17 protein-coding genes are annotated in these 15621 nt (G+C 28.6%); 8 read left to right on the top strand and 9 right to left on the bottom strand.

The annotated features are described in order from the left end of the window. Window positions 1-48: 48 nt before the first annotated feature. Complete coding sequence (locus ACYUEX_RS12915; protein WP_460288558.1) at window positions 49-1410, bottom strand: YjiH family protein; 1362 nt, start codon at window positions 1408-1410, stop codon at window positions 49-51. Window positions 1411-1625: 215 nt separating this feature from the next. On the opposite strand from ACYUEX_RS12915, the gene ACYUEX_RS12910 reads away from it, so the two are divergent. The 3 genes from ACYUEX_RS12910 (at window position 1626) to ACYUEX_RS12900 (ending at window position 4849) form a co-directional block, all read left to right on the top strand. Continuing rightward, window positions 1626-2693 (top strand): AI-2E family transporter, encoded by a 1068-nt coding sequence (locus ACYUEX_RS12910; RefSeq protein ID WP_460288557.1) that lies wholly within the window; start codon window positions 1626-1628, stop codon window positions 2691-2693. 75 nt (window positions 2694-2768) lie between these two features. Continuing rightward, window positions 2769-3578: a glutamate 5-kinase gene (proB, locus tag ACYUEX_RS12905; protein ID WP_460288556.1), complete on the top strand. Its 810-nt coding sequence runs from the start codon at window positions 2769-2771 to the stop codon at window positions 3576-3578. A gap of 26 nt (window positions 3579-3604) precedes the next feature. Then, window positions 3605-4849, top strand: coding sequence for a glutamate-5-semialdehyde dehydrogenase (locus tag ACYUEX_RS12900; RefSeq protein WP_460288555.1), 1245 nt, complete (start codon window positions 3605-3607; stop codon window positions 4847-4849). A 49-nt stretch (window positions 4850-4898) separates the two neighbouring features. On the opposite strand, the gene ACYUEX_RS12895 is transcribed toward ACYUEX_RS12900, so the two are convergent. Genes ACYUEX_RS12895 through ACYUEX_RS12885 form a run of 3 tightly spaced genes read right to left on the bottom strand, consistent with a single transcriptional unit; the run spans window position 4899 to window position 7879 of the window. Then, window positions 4899-6002: an ABC transporter permease gene (locus ACYUEX_RS12895; protein WP_460288554.1), complete on the bottom strand. Its 1104-nt coding sequence runs from the start codon at window positions 6000-6002 to the stop codon at window positions 4899-4901. After that, entirely contained in the window at window positions 5999-7117 is a 1119-nt protein-coding gene (locus tag ACYUEX_RS12890; RefSeq protein ID WP_460288553.1) for an ABC transporter permease, read from the bottom strand. Before ACYUEX_RS12890 ends, ACYUEX_RS12895 begins: the two co-directional genes overlap by 4 nt. Window positions 7118-7129: 12 nt before the next feature. Further along, window positions 7130-7879: an ABC transporter ATP-binding protein gene (locus ACYUEX_RS12885; RefSeq protein ID WP_460288605.1), complete on the bottom strand. Its 750-nt coding sequence runs from the start codon at window positions 7877-7879 to the stop codon at window positions 7130-7132. Between the two features lie 280 nt (window positions 7880-8159). On the opposite strand from ACYUEX_RS12885, the gene ACYUEX_RS12880 reads away from it, so the two are divergent. Both ACYUEX_RS12880 and ACYUEX_RS12875 read left to right on the top strand, forming a co-directional pair. Then, window positions 8160-8630: a GNAT family N-acetyltransferase gene (locus ACYUEX_RS12880; protein WP_460288552.1), complete on the top strand. Its 471-nt coding sequence runs from the start codon at window positions 8160-8162 to the stop codon at window positions 8628-8630. Window positions 8631-8682: 52 nt separating this feature from the next. Then, window positions 8683-9333: a SanA/YdcF family protein gene (locus ACYUEX_RS12875; RefSeq protein WP_460288551.1), complete on the top strand. Its 651-nt coding sequence runs from the start codon at window positions 8683-8685 to the stop codon at window positions 9331-9333. A 35-nt stretch (window positions 9334-9368) separates the two neighbouring features. On the opposite strand, the gene ACYUEX_RS12870 is transcribed toward ACYUEX_RS12875, so the two are convergent. From ACYUEX_RS12870 to ACYUEX_RS12860, 3 genes are read right to left on the bottom strand one after another with little or no spacing between them, the layout of a single operon-like run. Next, window positions 9369-9719, bottom strand: a complete 351-nt coding sequence (locus ACYUEX_RS12870) for a hypothetical protein (RefSeq protein ID WP_460288550.1) — start codon at window positions 9717-9719, stop codon at window positions 9369-9371. Window positions 9720-9725: 6 nt separating this feature from the next. Next, a complete protein-coding gene (locus ACYUEX_RS12865; RefSeq protein WP_460288549.1) occupies window positions 9726-10115 on the bottom strand; it encodes a hypothetical protein in 390 nt (129 codons plus the stop codon). Window positions 10116-10135: 20 nt separating this feature from the next. After that, the gene (locus ACYUEX_RS12860) at window positions 10136-10525 is read right to left on the bottom strand and encodes a hypothetical protein (RefSeq protein WP_460288548.1); all 390 of its coding nucleotides are present in this window, start codon (window positions 10523-10525) and stop codon (window positions 10136-10138) included. Between the two features lie 354 nt (window positions 10526-10879). Here ACYUEX_RS12860 and ACYUEX_RS12855 point away from each other — a divergent pair, with 354 nt between their 5' ends. The 3 genes from ACYUEX_RS12855 to ACYUEX_RS12845 all read left to right on the top strand — a co-directional run bounded on the left by ACYUEX_RS12855 (window position 10880) and on the right by ACYUEX_RS12845 (window position 13537). Then, on the top strand, window positions 10880-12274 hold the full coding sequence (locus tag ACYUEX_RS12855) for an NCS2 family permease (RefSeq protein WP_460288547.1): 1395 nt from the start codon (window positions 10880-10882) through the stop codon (window positions 12272-12274). Between the two features lie 181 nt (window positions 12275-12455). After that, a complete protein-coding gene (locus ACYUEX_RS12850; RefSeq protein ID WP_460288546.1) occupies window positions 12456-13244 on the top strand; it encodes an SDR family NAD(P)-dependent oxidoreductase in 789 nt (262 codons plus the stop codon). 14 nt (window positions 13245-13258) lie between these two features. Further along, a complete protein-coding gene (locus ACYUEX_RS12845; protein ID WP_460288545.1) occupies window positions 13259-13537 on the top strand; it encodes a hypothetical protein in 279 nt (92 codons plus the stop codon). A gap of 123 nt (window positions 13538-13660) precedes the next feature. Here the strand turns inward: ACYUEX_RS12845 and ACYUEX_RS12840 are convergent, their stop codons facing one another. Both ACYUEX_RS12840 and ACYUEX_RS12835 read right to left on the bottom strand, forming a co-directional pair. After that, window positions 13661-14845 carry an ABC transporter permease gene (locus ACYUEX_RS12840; RefSeq protein WP_460288544.1) on the bottom strand — a complete coding sequence of 395 codons (1185 nt, stop codon included), beginning with the start codon at window positions 14843-14845 and terminating at the stop codon, window positions 13661-13663. After that, window positions 14838-15569, bottom strand: coding sequence for an ABC transporter ATP-binding protein (locus ACYUEX_RS12835; protein ID WP_411169392.1), 732 nt, complete (start codon window positions 15567-15569; stop codon window positions 14838-14840). Before ACYUEX_RS12835 ends, ACYUEX_RS12840 begins: the two co-directional genes overlap by 8 nt. Window positions 15570-15621: the final 52 nt, after the last annotated feature.

Genomic DNA, 15621 nt, shown 5'->3' with positions numbered 1-15621 from the left:
TATAGAAAATTATAAAATCTTATGTATTATCATTTTATTAAATAATGTCTAAAATAATATGTTAGCAACAATAACAATTACAGGTAATGTAATTAAGGTTCTCTCTACAAAGATTATTAATAGTTGCTTTAGAGATACAGGGATTTTTGATCCAAGCAATACACCACCTACTTCAGACATATATATTAGCTGAGAAACAGAAGTACAAGCAACTATAAATTTTGTCATGTCACTAGTTATAGTGTTAGCAGCTAAAACAGATGGAAGTAGCATATCGGCAAACCCAACAACTAAAGTTTGAGATGCTGCAACAGCTTCTGGAACTTGTAATAGCTTAAGGTATGGAATGAAAGGTAGCCCTAAAATTTGAAATACAGATGTGTACTCAGCTATCATTAAAGCTGTAGTAGCAAGTGCCATAACAACAGGAAGCACACCTAACCACATATCTACTACATTTTTAATTCCATCTATTAAAAATTGTTTTATATCAGAGTTCTCAGAAGCCTTAATTAAGGCCTTTTTATATCCCCAAGAAAGAGGGGTATATCCTTCTGGTATTGATTCATTATCTTTATTTTCTTGATTGTTATAATATGTATCTGGAACTTTGCATAATGGATAAATTCTAGGAATTATAATTGCTGCAATTACTCCAGATAGACTAACTGTTAAGTAGAATGGAATAAATAAATGCGATAGCCCTACAGTATCTATTACTATCAAACTAAAAGTTATTGAAACAGCTGAGAATGTTGTACTTATTATGGCTGCCTCTCTTTTAGAGTAAAACCCTTCTTCGTATTGTTTGTTTGTTAACATTACTCCAAGTGTGCCGTCTCCAAGCCAAGAAGTTATACAATCTATGGATGAACGACCTGGCAATGTGAAAATAGGTCTCATTACTTTAGTTAGTAAGGCACCAAAAAACTCTAAAAGACCAAAGTTTAACAATAAAGGCAATAATAATCCTGCAAAAAAGAATATAGTAAATAAAATTGTTAGCAGACCATTTAATACAAAAGCTCCAGTTGAGTCACTTATTATAGCCTCAGGTCCAACTTTAAATAGTGCTAAAACACAAAACACAGCACCTATAATTCTAGTAACAAACCATATTGGCTTTATATTGAATAAAGTATTTAAAAATTCATTATTTATAATAAAATTGGGTTTAAATACTTTTGTTATTATGCTTATTATTACTGATATACAAACAGAGGTAGCTATTATTGGTGTTAGCCATTCTCCAAGAGCTTTAGCTAGAAACTTAGATAATATAGCTACGGGTATTGTTATTTCTCCATTAAAATTAACAGGAATCATGAATAAAAGTATTCCTATTAACGATGGAATAATAAAGAATAATGATGATTTTATTGAAAAGTCACCTTTTTTTAATTTATTCATTCCGATCTCCTTTATGTCCAAAATTTTAATATTTATACAGCGAATTTTATTTTAATACATTTTCATACATAAAATCAATAGAATTTTATACAAAAACAATTATATTTTATGCATAATATTAAATATTAGGTAGTAATTCTATATTTTATAAATATAATAAAAAGTATCTTAGAGGATAAACTAACTTTAATTAATTTAATAAGAGGAGTAAGTTTATGCATAAGAAAAATGTAATTACATATCTAATAATCTTCAATCTTTTAGCAGTACTAATAATATTGTTAGGAAGAATATCAATATTAAAAAATTTTATAGGTGTAGTGTTTGCTGTTGTTATTGTTCCTATAATATTTGGAGTATTCTTGTTTTATATATTAAAACCTTTAAATAACATATTTATAAAGAAAAAAATAGAAGGAGGTAAAGCAGCTGCTTTAACTTTATTAATATTTTTCTTTATTGCTTCTGGAGTAGCTAAATACTTTGGAGATTATTTTATTGAACAATTTACTAATTTAAAATCAATCTTTCTTACGATAATAAAATATAGGGGAATAGATGATGGAATAAGAGATATATTTAATGGAAGTTTGTTTAAATTAGATTATTATAATAAGTTTTTATTTGACATACAGAAGTATTCAAATTTATTAGTAACTATTTTAAGAGGCGCCTTTGATAAGGGAATGCAATTATTTTCTAATATACTACTTGTTGTTTTGATAGTTTTTTATTTACTTAGAGATGAAAAGGAAATAAAAGAAAATATAGTTAATATATTTCCTAGGAAATATAAAAATAAGATAAATTGCATTATAAAAGAAGGTGATGAAGTTCTATCATCATATATTTTAGGGCAAGCTAAAGTGGCTTTTTCTCTAGCTTTAATGGTATATATAGGATATAAAATTATAGGAATGGCAACACCAATATTGTTAGCGTCTTTTACATTCGTACTTGCATTTATACCATTTGTAGGTTTTTTTATATCAATGATAATTCCTTTTATAATAGCAATAGCGTTAGGTTGGAATATGATAATAAAATTATCTATATTAATTGTTATAGCTCAAACACTTAAAGGAAGGTTTATAGTTCCGTTAATAATGGGAAAAACGATGAAGATACATCCTATTACAGACATATTTTTAGTTGTTGGAGCAGCTAGTCTAGTTGGACCTATAGGCGCATTTGTTGTTGTACCTACGTATGCTTTACTAAAAGTGGTTTTCAAATATTTTGATGAAGAACTAGAAGAAAAATTAAGAGAGTTTAAGGAATAAAAAGAAATAGTGTAGAAAAAATATATAAAAAAAATTATAATTAAAAAAGAATTAATAAACTGGGAGGATAGCAGGGTGAGTTTTAGATGTAAAATAAAAGATTCTAAGAGAATAGTAGTTAAGGTAGGAACTTCAACATTAACTTATGAAAATGGGAGTATTAACTTAACGAGAATTGAAAAACTAACTAGAATATTATCAGATGTAATGAATTCAGGAAAAGAAGTTGTTCTAGTGACCTCAGGAGCAATCGGAGTTGGAGTATCAAAATTAAAATTAAAAGAAAAGCCTAAAACTATAAGGGAAAAACAAGCTGTTGCTGCAGTTGGGCAATGTGAATTAATGCACATATATAGCAAGTTTTTTGGAGAGTATAGTCATACTGTTGGGCAAGTTCTTTTAACTAGAGATGTAGTTGAGGATGATCATATAAGAGAAAATGTATGTAACACCTTTGAAACTTTAATGGAAAATAAAATAATACCTATAGTTAATGAGAATGATACAGTATCAATAGATGAAATAGAAAATATAGTTAGATTTGGAGACAACGATAACTTGTCAGCTATAGTAGCTAAATTAGTTAAAGCTGATCTTTTAATAATATTATCCGATATAGATGGGTTCTATGACTCAGATCCTAGGAAAAATCCACATTCAAAATTAATAAGAGAAATAAAAGAAATAACTCCAGAGCTTGAAGAGTGTTGTGGAGGTGCTGGAAGTAATCTAGGCACTGGTGGTATGATAACTAAACTTACAGCTGCAAAAACTTCTACTGAATCTGGTGTGGATATGGTGTTAGCTAATGGAGAGGATCCAAGAATAATTTTAAATATATTAAACGGAGAAGAAATAGGGACTTTATTTATTTCAAATAATTAAATTGAATCAAAAGGAGTGGAACTTTAATGGAGGGCCTAGAAGTTTTAGGTAAAAGAGCTAAAGAAGCATCTTATGATTTAGGAATAGCTTCAACTACAGAAAAGAACAAAGCATTGGATTCAATGGCAAATGCTTTAATTTATAATAAAGATGAAATATTAAAAGCAAATCAAGAAGATTTAAAATTAGCAGAAGAAAAAGGAACTTCTAAAGCCATGCTAGATAGATTATCATTAAATGATACAAGAATAGAGGATATGGCAAAGGGATTAAGAGATCTTATAATGTTAGAAGATCCTATTGGTGAAGTTGTTGAAATGTGGAAAAGACCAAACGGACTTCAAATAGGAAAACAAAGAGTTCCTATGGGAGTAATAGGTATAATATATGAAGCAAGACCAAATGTTACTTGTGATGCTGCTGGTCTATGCTTAAAAACAGGAAATGCTGTAATACTTAGAGGTGGAAGTGAAGCAATAAATTCAAACAAGGCAATAGTAAAAATATTATCTAATGCAGTAAAAGAGTCTGGATTACCTGAGTTTTCTATACAGTTAGTCGAAGATACAAGTAGAGAAATTGCATTAGAAATGATGAAATTAAATGAGTTTATTGATGTTTTAATTCCAAGAGGGGGAGCAGGGCTTATTCAAACAGTAGTGAAAAATGCAACTGTTCCTGTAATAGAAACTGGAGTTGGAAACTGTCATATATACGTTGACGAAGATTGCGACTTTGATATGGCTAAGAATATAATAATAAATGCTAAGACTTCAAGACCAGCAGTTTGTAATGCAGCAGAAAAGATGATTATAAATGAAAATGTAGCTGAGGAGTTTTTACCTAGTATAGTAAAGGCTTTAAGAGAAAAGGATGTTGAAATTAGAGGAGATGAAAAAGTAAAATATCTAATAGAAGACATTAAGGAAGCTAATGAGGAAGATTGGAGCAAGGAATACTTAGATTATATAATAAGTGCTAAAATAGTTAAAAATGTTGATGAAGCAATAAATCATATAAATAAGTATGGATCAGGGCACTCAGAAGCAATAGTTACAAATAGCTATAAAAATTCTCAAAAGTTTTTAAATAAAGTAAATGCAGCTGCAGTTTATGTAAATGCATCAACAAGATTTACTGATGGTAGTGAATTTGGATTTGGAGCAGAAATAGGAATAAGCACTCAAAAACTACATGCAAGGGGTCCTATGGGGCTTAAGGAGCTTACTACTATAAAATATATAATTTATGGTAATGGACAAATTAGATAGTATTAAAAGGTCGTAGAATTAAAATCTACGACCTTTTAATTTTTTTGTATTATGCTCTATTCTTTAATCTATAAGATGATAATCCAAGAAGTATTACAGCAATACTAATTAATAAAGAAATTGTTGTAATTGCTTCACTTAATGGAGCACCATATAAGATATTATTATTAGCTACATTTATCCAAGTTGTTGGCACAAACTCAGATATAGTTTTTAATATGCTAGGCATAATATCTCTTGGCCAGAAACAACCACCAAGCATTGCAAAAGGTAAAATTATAAGTGTACTTATTGTTCCAGAAATTCTTAAATCCTTTGAGTGAGTAGTAATAAATACTCCAAGTGAAACTGTAAATACACCAAAGATTAAGAATAATAAGTAAAGATTTAATGGGTTATCTCCTAAGTTAAATTTAAATATAAATTTGAACATTAAGAAGTATAAAGTTACTTGAGTAAAAGTAATTACTAAAAATGATGCTAAACTTTGAAGTATATATTTAAATCTGCTTAAAGGAGTAGTGAATAGTCTAGTAAATATGTTTTTCTCTTTATCTTTTAAAATAATGTTAGTAGCTGATGTTGCTGAGAATAGCATATTTAAAACTATAAATCCCATAGCTGCAGAAGTCTTAGCCTTATTTCCTTCACCCCTATCTACACTAACATATGAAACTTTATATGAGCCTTCAGAATAATAATTTAAAGCTTTATAAAATTCATCTTCATTTCCATTAGCATTTTTAGCAAAGGATTTTAGGGTGTTAATATAACTATCTAAAGAAGTTTTAATTGCCATAGAGCTGTTACCTTCTTTAGCTTCAAAACTTGTTATTTCAGGGTTCTTACCTGCTATTAAATCATTAGTATAGCCTTCAGGTATAATAATAGCATAATCAATTTCATTGTTTATTAGAGCGCTTTGTATTGTATCTTCATCATTAAAATTAACTTCTGCTTTAGAGGTAATATTATTAATAATACCTTCTGTAACAGCTGTCTTATCATTATCTATTACAGTAACTTTTAATGGAGGTGTTCCATTTGATCCTGAAAAGGCAATTAACATAAATATAAGAGGTAATAATATTAAAAATAATATATTAGATTTTGCTCTAAATAGCCTTTTCAATGTTGTCTTAAAAATTGTCATATTCTTTCCCTCCTTCCGATTACATTCGCACCGAAGAATAATAATGCAGCTATAATCCAAAGACCAAGGATACTTAAGTACACTTCTTTAGCAGCTCCACCATATATATCTTTGAATATAGCATTTGTAGCTAAATAGTTAGGAGTTAATTTTGATAAGAAACCTAATACTCCACTAAAGTTTACCTTAACAAAACCTCCACTTAAAAAAGTAAATATAGGAACTAGTACATTTAAAAGTGCAAGTCCTATTAGACCTTTTTTAGTAGCCATACATGCAAATATTCCAAGAATTGTTGATACAACAGAAAGAGAGAAAGCTGTTAATAGTATAACAGGTATGCTACTACCAAAATTAACACCAAAGGCAAAGTTAGAAACTAAAAGCAATATTATAACTTGTAGCATTATGGTAATAACTACACCAATTCCTTCTCCAATAAACATATCTGCAAGTCTTACAGGAGATGACTTTATCTTATTTCCTACTGTACTGTAGTAGGATTTATCTATAGCAAAGTTAGCATAAATTGAACCATACATTATTATCATAACTAGCATAGTAACTGAATAATAATCTATAGCAGAAGGTTTTTTACCTGATACAGTAATAATCTCTTCCTTTAAATTATCATACTTTGTAAATGAAAAGTCTTTAGCATGTATCTTTCCTAAAGCTTCAAAAGAGTTAGCAGAAGAACTATAAGTATCTATAATACTTTTAACTATAGATACACCTAGTTGGTTATAATCAGATCCAACAACTTGAAGTTTTCCATCTAATTCTTCATCATATATAACCAATGCATCATATTTTCTATTTTGAATTAACTTTTTACCTTCATCTACAGTATCTATTTTTTTAGGTTCTATAATATCATTAAGCTCTTTTCGATTTATGAAGTCTTCAAAAGCAACTCCTCCTTGGGAAGCTTCATTATTTACATATAGAACATTGACCTTATCTATTGTTCTAGCTGAAAAATCTTCATTATTTTTCAATGCATTTCCAAGAATTAATATTAAAAATATAGGTATTAAAGTCATAAAAACAAGACTTTGTTTATCCCTCCAAGATTGTAGTAATCTATATTTGGCTATTGTTAGGAATTTCATAACACATCCCCCTTAATCTCTAAGGCTTCTGCCAGTTAATTGAAGGAATACTTCTTCTAGGGATGCTCTTCTGCCATCTTCAGTTTTTACTAAATCCTTAAGTTCTTCCTTAGTACCTCTTGCGATAATATTACCATGATCTACTATACAGATATCAGTACAGATGGCTTCAACTTCTTCCATATAATGAGAAGTATATATAACTGTTGAGCCTTGTTCATTTAATTTCTTAATTGTTTCAAGTATATTGTTTCTTGATTGTGGATCAATCCCAACTGTTGGTTCATCAAATATAATTAATTTAGGTTTATGAACAATAGCACAAGCTATGTTTAGTCTTCTTTTCATTCCACCAGAAAATTTAGGTGGGAAATCCTTCTTTCTATCCCATAAACCAACGAATTCTAAGGTTTCTTGTACAGCATCCTTAAGTTTCTGACCCTTTAAACCATATAATTCACCAAAGAACTTTACATTTTCTTCAGCTGTTAAATCATCTATAAGAGCTAAATCTTGAGGAACTACTCCCATATTCTTTTTTATAAAAATAGGATCATTTTTTATGCCTTTACCAAAAATTTTTACATCACCATCATATTTTGAATAAAGGCCACTTAGAATGCTAATAGTAGTTGTTTTACCAGCACCATTTGGTCCTAAAAAGCCAAAAATTTCCCCCTCTTTTATATTTAGAGAGTTAATATCTACAGCTTTAAAATCTTTATAGCTTTTTGTTAAATTTTTTATTTCAACTAACATAATTTAATCCTCCTTATGAACATTGTTCATTTAAAAATATATTAATACTATATTATAATTGTTACAAAGCTGAAAATTCATTAAAAATAAGAAATTTTCGCTATTAAAACAGTTACATGGCAGATTAGTGTCCATTTCCTTATAATATCTGATTTAGATTAATAACTATAATCAAAAGTGGGCTTAATTAAAATAAAAGTGTATAGATAAAGTGCTTTCTATAAAATATAGTTTTATAATATTATAATAGTATTATATAAAATTTTTATTAAAGGAGTTTATTATGAGAAAAAAATATTTATATAAATCAAAAAGATTCAGTGATCTTACTATAGAAGAGCTATACGAAATAGCTAAAGTTAGATATGAAGTATTTGCTTGTGAGCAAAAAATAACTTGTGAAAATGATTTTGATGATAAGGATAAAGAATGTGTACATTTATTTGCTATAGATAATGAAGGTAATAAGGAAAAGATAGTTGGGTATTGTAGGTTATTACCTCCAGGGTTGGCTTATAAAGAAGCTTCTATAGGAAGAGTATTAGTTTTAAAAGAATATAGAGGGAAGAATATTGGAGCTGAAATGATGAGAGTTGCAATTAAGGAAATAGAAACTCATTATGGTAAAGATAAAATAACTATATCGGCTCAGAGTTACATAAAAGGGATGTATGAGAGGGTAGGCTTTAAGCAAGTATCTGATGAGTATGATGAAGCAGGAATTTCTCACATAAAAATGAAGTTTGGAATATAATATTTTAGAGAGTAGTATGAGAAAATTTAAAAGAGGTAAATAGGTAAAAGTTATGATTACTATTTTAGTATTTATAATAATATGTATAATAACTACATTAGCTACCATTTTTAGAGTACGAAGTTATAAAAAGTATATATATAATATAGAAGACATTCCTAAGAAACATGATGTTATTATAGTTTTAGGAGCTGGAGTAAGAGCTGATGGTACTCCTTCAGATATACTAGCTGATAGATTGGAAACATCAGTGGATGTATATAGTAAAGATATGGATAAAATCTTACTTTTATCTGGAGACCATGAAGAAGACGGTTATAATGAAGTAAGAGTTATGAAAGATTATGTTATGAAGTATAATTTAGATGAAAAAAGAATATTTATGGATCATGCGGGCTTTAGCACATATGATACCATGTATAGAGCAAAGAAAATATTTAAAATAAATAAAGCAGTAATAGTAACTAATGAGTATCATTTGCCAAGAGCAATATATATAGCAAGAAAATTGGGGATAGATGCATATGGAGTGGCATCAGATATAAGAGAATATGAGTTAATGGATAAATATAGAAAAAGAGAATTACTAGCTCAATTAAAGGATTTTATTTATGTAAATATATTAAAGCCAAAGCCTAAATTTTTAGGAGAAGCTATACCTGTAAATAATTCTGATGGAAGAATTACTGATGATAACAAATAAACTCGGTAAGTATTTTTTACCGAGTTTATTCTTTATTATCTGTAATTAATAGGATCATTATTACTTATACGTGTAGCAGTAAATACTAACTGTCCATTTTCCTCAGTTATAGTGATAGTTATTGGTCTAATATTAGGGAACATTATGTTATTGTACACAACAGAGCTATAAGTTTTTCCATTTAAAACATAACTGAAAACTAAATTAGCTTTTTCTCTTAATGTTAAAACATACATTTCTTCACTAGTATCATTGCTCATTGCCTTTATAGTTCCTAACTTAATAGGATGCCCACCGTTACCAGTGTGCTTGATAGTTGCATTTTCTAAATTCTTTGAAGTATGATTTTTTACATAAATAAATAAGTTGCCAAAAATGATAGTCACCTCCTCTTAATTGACATCATTGTGAGTTATGCGTGTTGCAGTAAATACTAACTGTTCATTTTCTTCAGTTATATCAATAACTAAAGGTCTTATATCATCATAAATTATATTATCGTACACGATGGAACTATACATTGCTCCATTTAATATATAACTAAAAATTAAATCTGACTTTTCCATCTCTGGTGAAGGATAGACTTCTTCGCTAGTATCACTACTCATTGCCTTTATAGTTCCTAACTTAATAGGATGGCTACCTTTGCCAGTGCGTTCAATAGTTGATTCCTCCAAAGTGTAAGAAGTATGGTTCTTTATATAAACAATTGTGTTATACCAATTAAACCTACTTCCCAAAATTAAGTGAGGTGGTGGTATTTTGGGCATTTCTCGCGTCATAGTAATTCTCCTAATTAATTTTAATTAACATCATTGTGAGTTATACGTGTTGCAGTAAATATTAACTTTCCATTTTCTTCAGTTATATCAATAACTAAAGGTCTTATATCAGTACGAATTATGTTTCCGTATACAGTAGAGCTGTACTTTACTCCATTTAACATATAACTAAAAATTAAATCTGATTTTTCTATTACTGATAAAGGGCATATTTCTTCTTTAATGTCATTTTCCATTGTTTTTATAGTTCCTAACTTAATAGGATGACCTCCTGGACCTGTACGTTCAATAGTTGCTTCCTCCAAAGTATAAGAAGTATGATTTTTTACATAAACAATTGTGTTAAATGCATTGAACTTACTTGCAAAGAATAGTATTGGAAGTGGTATCTTTGGTATAGGTTTTGTCATAGAAATCCCTCCTAAATGGTAAAATATTTTACATTATATACATATTATACCATCTTAAAATTGTATTGCAAACATTATAATTAGATTTGAAATATTATATCGGAGGGTTATAGTTTTAATTTAAATTATAGTATTAAAAGTAGTATGTTGAATAGGTTTAAAAATTTAAAGACTCAACATAATATTCGTGTTTTTGGAAACGGAATTAAAAAGTAGCACATATATATAGCTTGAAAGTTTTTGTTAAGATAAAATTTTAGCGAAATTTATAAAAAACAAAAAATATAATTGTCAAAATACGAATAAAATGATATTATAATAATATAATATTCGAATAATGAATGGGGGCTCTTTATGGAAAAGTTTTTTAAATTAAAAGAAAATGGAACTGATGTAAAAACAGAATTAGTTGCTGGATTAACTACTTTTTTAACTATGGCATATATATTATTTGTAAATCCATCAATTCTATCTTTAACGGGAATGGATAAGGGAGCAGTTTTTGTAGCAACGATTATTGCAGCGGCTATAGGAACTTTAGTTATGGGGCTAGTAGCAAATGTTCCTTTTGCTCAAGCACCTGGAATGGGGTTAAATGCATTCTTTACATTTACTGTAGTATTAGGTCTTGGTTTCACATGGCAACAAGCTTTAGCTATGGTTTTTATTTGCGGAATTATAAATATAATAATTACTACTACTAAGATAAGAAAAATGATTATTCAAGCTATTCCAGAATCACTTCAATATGCCATATCAGGTGGAATAGGTTTATTTATTGCTTATATAGGAATTAAACAAGCTCATTTCTTAAACTTTACTGGCGAAGGTGTAAACCAAATATTTGCTTCTCCAAATTCATCAGGTTACAGCGATATATTACCATCATTAACTAGCTTTAAAGATCCAGTAGCTCAATTAGCATTAATTGGACTTATAATAACAATTGTTTTGATGCTATTAAAACTTAAAAGTGCAATTTTAGTAGGGATACTTTCAACAACGGTAATAGGTATATTTATGGGAGTTACTCAAGTTCCAGACTTTTCTCAAATTAGCTTCAGCATTCCAAGTATAGCACCAACATTTTTAAAACTAGATTTTGCAGGATTATTTAGTGATCCGTCTAAGACATTTTTAGTTTTTACAACTGTATTTGCTTTTTCTTTATCAGATACATTTGACACAATAGGAACATTCTTAGGAACAGGAAGAAAAGCAGGAATATTTGATGACAATGATGAAAAATTATTTGCAGAAGGAAATAATTTCTCATCAAAGCTTGAAAGAGCATTGTTTGCAGATGCAACTGCAACTTCAATTGGAGCATTATTGGGTACAAGTAATACAACAACTTATGTAGAAAGTGCATCAGGAATAAGTGAAGGTGGAAGAACTGGATTAACATCAGTTACAGTTGCAATTCTTTTCTTATTATCATTATTTATAGCTCCAATAATGGGTATGGTTCCTGCTGCAGCAACAGCACCAGCTTTAATAGTTGTTGGGATATTAATGATGGAATCATTCAAAAATATTGATTGGAGTATATTTGAGGTAGCTATGCCAGCATTCTTTATAGTAACATTTATGCCATTTACTTATAGTATATCAAATGGGGTGGCAGCTGGATTTGTATCTTATTGCATAGCTAAAATAGTAAAAAAGGAAATGAAAGATGTTCATCCAATAATGTATATTGTAAGTGCATTATTCTTAATAAACTTTGTAATAAATGGTATAAAATAAATATTATTTTGATAATATGTTAGATAAACTTAGTAAAACAGAGAAAGGATAACCTTTCTCTGTTTTTTTGTATGAAATAGTTAATTCTATAATATATTCTCCTTTTATTTAATATTTATATATTGGAAACTATATGGTATATTTAAATATAAATTTTAATAAATTTTATGGAGGATTTTTTATGGGTAAGCCGTATGGTAGGAGCTGCGTATTAATAACAGGAGCTACTGCTGGGATTGGATATGAGTTAGCAAAGTTATATGCTAATGATGGAAACAACTTAATTCTAGTTGCAAGAGATGAGGAGAGGCTAGAGGTAGTTAAAGAGGAATTAATATTATTATATAATGTTAATGTTTATAGTATATCTTTAGATTTAGCTGAGGATAACTCTTGTGAAAAACTATTAAATTTTGTTGATAAAAAAAATTTAACTGTGGATATTTTAATTAATAATGCAGGATTAGGGTCCTTTGGTTACCTAAGTGAAATAGAAATTGAAAAAGAACTTAAATTAATAGATTTAAATATAAGAGCTTTAACAGAGTTAACCAAATTATTTTTACCAATAATGATAAGCCATGGAGAAGGTTCAATAATGAATGTTTCATCTACAGCAGCTTTTTGTGCAGGACCTAAAATGGCAAATTATTATGCATCTAAAGCATATGTACTTAATTTCACAGAGGCTATATATGAAGAGCTTAAAGGAACTGGAATAAAAATTAGCTGTTTATGTCCAGGCCCTGTAAGTACTGCTTTTCAAGATAAAGCTGGAATAAGAAAAAAAGAAAGTGCTAAAAAAGCTTTAATGACACCAAGAAAGGTAGCAGAAATTGCTTATAAGGACTTTAAAAGGGGAAAGTTAATAATAATTCCTGGTTTTAAAAATAAGTTAATAGTTACCTTAAATAAGGTTATACCTAGAAGCTTATCGAGAAAGATAATTTTAATGATGAATAAGGGATAGGTGAATTAATTTTTATGTATAAAAAACACAAAGAAGAAATTTTAAGTTTATACGAAACACTTATAGAAAATGGAGTTGTATTTTACTATGGAAGCGAAGTTATACCTACAGGAGAGATAGCAAGCTTTGACATAAATGATGAAGGAATCATTAATATAGAAGTAGATGGATTTGAAACATATGAAATTACACTAGATGAATTTCAAGAATGCCATTCAAAGGAAGGCGCGAATTATCATAATTGGCCTGATATAAGAAAGTTTGATTTGAAAATACAAGAGATAAATAATTAAAAATTAATAATAAGAGAATTTTAAAAAAGATTAAGTAAAATCAATTAAAAAATGCTAAAAACTATCTAAGTTTTTAGCATTTTTTAATTTTATAACAATTTTATAATTAACTAATATATTTTTCTAATTTCTAAAGATAACTTCTTCTTTAGAGAACATAAACTTAGCAAATAATATAGATGCTACTATATAGACTATATGCCAAGCAACAACTATAGCTATATGTTTAATATCAAATATTCCAACGGTAAATTCCTTCATTAAACAAATTGCATTTGTTATAGGTATATTGAAAAATGCTGGATTTATTCCCTTAGCGTCCATCATATAAGGCAAGAAGGCTAAAATCATAGTTGGCATAGTAATAGCAGCTAAATATGAGTTTGCTTCTTTAGTTGATCTTGCATATATACTTACTGAAATTTGTAATGCAGCTAAAGTAACTAAAACTAAAGCTCCAACTATAAGCATTCCAAGTACAGTTTTTGGAGTAATCGTAAAGTTAACCTCTTCACCAAATGTCATAAATTTTTGCATTGAAATAACCATTGCTGTAAGGTTTGCCATTAAAGCTATAAAGGAAACTGTACATAAAGCTGCTATTTTACCCCAAAGTAAAGAATATCTCTTAGCGGAGGTTGAAAGAAGTGGTTCAAAAGTAAATCTTTCCTTTTCACCAGCACCAAGGTCAGCAGCCATACCAACAGTAGAAGATACCATAAGAATTACTATTAAAGTTGGAATCATTGTAAGAAGCATTGCAGCCCCACCATTAACATCTTCACTATCAGTGTTTATTCCAGATTTCACAGAGACTTCAAATGGAGTTAATATAGATGAATCTATGCCTTTATCTGATAATCTTTGTTCAACTATAGACTTTTTATAGCCTTCATAGACCTCACTTATCATGCCACTTGCAATCATAGATTTATTTGACTCTTCATCTATTAAAAGCTCTATAGTGTCATTTTTCCCTAAAGATATATTTTTATCAAAGTTTTCAGGTATTTTTACTATAATCTGAATATCTCCATTTTTTAGAGCTTCACTTGGTGAAGAAACTTCGGGAGTTTTGATATTATCTAATGATGTTATAGCCTTAGCCATAGATGAATTTTTATCACCATCTATGAATATATTAATTTCTTTTTGAACATCTGATTGAGTTTTTTCCATTGCAGAAGACATAAATTTGAACATTATAGGATAAATAAGAATAGGAAGTATTAGAGTAAATACTAATGTCTTTTTATCTCTTATAATGTCCGTCAATTCTTTCTTTAAAACTGTTAAAAAATTACTCATTAGATTTACCTCCTATAAGTTTTAAGAATGTTTCTTCTAAATCTTCATTATTATATTCTTCCTTTAAATGACTTAAAGTACAATTTTCTATTAACTTTCCTTTATTTATTATTACAACTCTATCACATAGCTTTTCAACTTCTTTCATTGAGTGACTGGAAAATAATATTATTTTATTTTCAGCTTTACATTGAAGTATAAAGTCTTGTACTATTCTAGCAGCACTAACATCTAAACCAGTAGTTGGTTCATCAAATAGCATAACTGATGGGTTATGAACTATTGAACGAGCAATTGATATTTTTTGTTTCATACCTCTAGAATATTTTCCAACAGGCTTGTCTATATATTCCTCCATACTAAAGCTTCTAGCCAGAGCATTTATTCTAGCATCAGCTTCTTTTTTATTCATTCCATAAAGATTAGCAAAGTATCTAATATTTTCTCTGCCACTTAATCTATCATACAAGCCTACATCTCCACCGAATAAAATACCTATTTCTTTTCTAACTTTTTCAGGATTTGATTTTACATCAATTTCATTTACTTTGATTTCTCCCTCTGTTATTTCTAACATAGTTGAAATCATTCTTAGTGTTGTTGTTTTCCCTGCTCCATTTTCTCCCAGTAAGCCGACAATTTCTCCTTTATCAACAGAAAAGGATAAACTATCAACTACCTTAGACTTCTTAAATTTCTTACTAACATTATTTAGTTTAAGCAAAATATTAACCTCCCCATAAGTTTGTGGTATTTTATATAACTTTAAGAGTTAT

The sequence above is a fragment of the Clostridium sp. CTA-7 genome, assembly GCF_054768095.1.
Note: the sequence above shows the minus strand (reverse complement) of the source record. Positions and strands in the feature narration are given on the sequence as shown.

What these genes read in the sequence shown, in the direction of transcription:
- ACYUEX_RS12880 (WP_460288552.1), top strand. Translation starts at nt 8,160, where the DNA reads ATGAGAAAAAAATATTTATATAAATCAAAAAGATTCAGTGATCTTACT.
- ACYUEX_RS12865 (WP_460288549.1), bottom strand. Translation starts at nt 10,115, where the DNA reads ATGACGCGAGAAATGCCCAAAATACCACCACCTCACTTAATTTTGGGA.
- ACYUEX_RS12890 (WP_460288553.1), bottom strand. Translation starts at nt 7,117, where the DNA reads ATGAAATTCCTAACAATAGCCAAATATAGATTACTACAATCTTGGAGG.
- ACYUEX_RS12875 (WP_460288551.1), top strand. Translation starts at nt 8,683, where the DNA reads ATGATTACTATTTTAGTATTTATAATAATATGTATAATAACTACATTA.
- ACYUEX_RS12860 (WP_460288548.1), bottom strand. Translation starts at nt 10,525, where the DNA reads ATGACAAAACCTATACCAAAGATACCACTTCCAATACTATTCTTTGCA.
- ACYUEX_RS12895 (WP_460288554.1), bottom strand. Translation starts at nt 6,002, where the DNA reads ATGACAATTTTTAAGACAACATTGAAAAGGCTATTTAGAGCAAAATCT.
- ACYUEX_RS12840 (WP_460288544.1), bottom strand. Translation starts at nt 14,845, where the DNA reads ATGAGTAATTTTTTAACAGTTTTAAAGAAAGAATTGACGGACATTATA.
- ACYUEX_RS12915 (WP_460288558.1), bottom strand. Translation starts at nt 1,410, where the DNA reads ATGAATAAATTAAAAAAAGGTGACTTTTCAATAAAATCATCATTATTC.
- ACYUEX_RS12850 (WP_460288546.1), top strand. Translation starts at nt 12,456, where the DNA reads ATGGGTAAGCCGTATGGTAGGAGCTGCGTATTAATAACAGGAGCTACT.
- ACYUEX_RS12900 (WP_460288555.1), top strand. Translation starts at nt 3,605, where the DNA reads ATGGAGGGCCTAGAAGTTTTAGGTAAAAGAGCTAAAGAAGCATCTTAT.
- ACYUEX_RS12845 (WP_460288545.1), top strand. Translation starts at nt 13,259, where the DNA reads ATGTATAAAAAACACAAAGAAGAAATTTTAAGTTTATACGAAACACTT.
- ACYUEX_RS12910 (WP_460288557.1), top strand. Translation starts at nt 1,626, where the DNA reads ATGCATAAGAAAAATGTAATTACATATCTAATAATCTTCAATCTTTTA.
- ACYUEX_RS12855 (WP_460288547.1), top strand. Translation starts at nt 10,880, where the DNA reads ATGGAAAAGTTTTTTAAATTAAAAGAAAATGGAACTGATGTAAAAACA.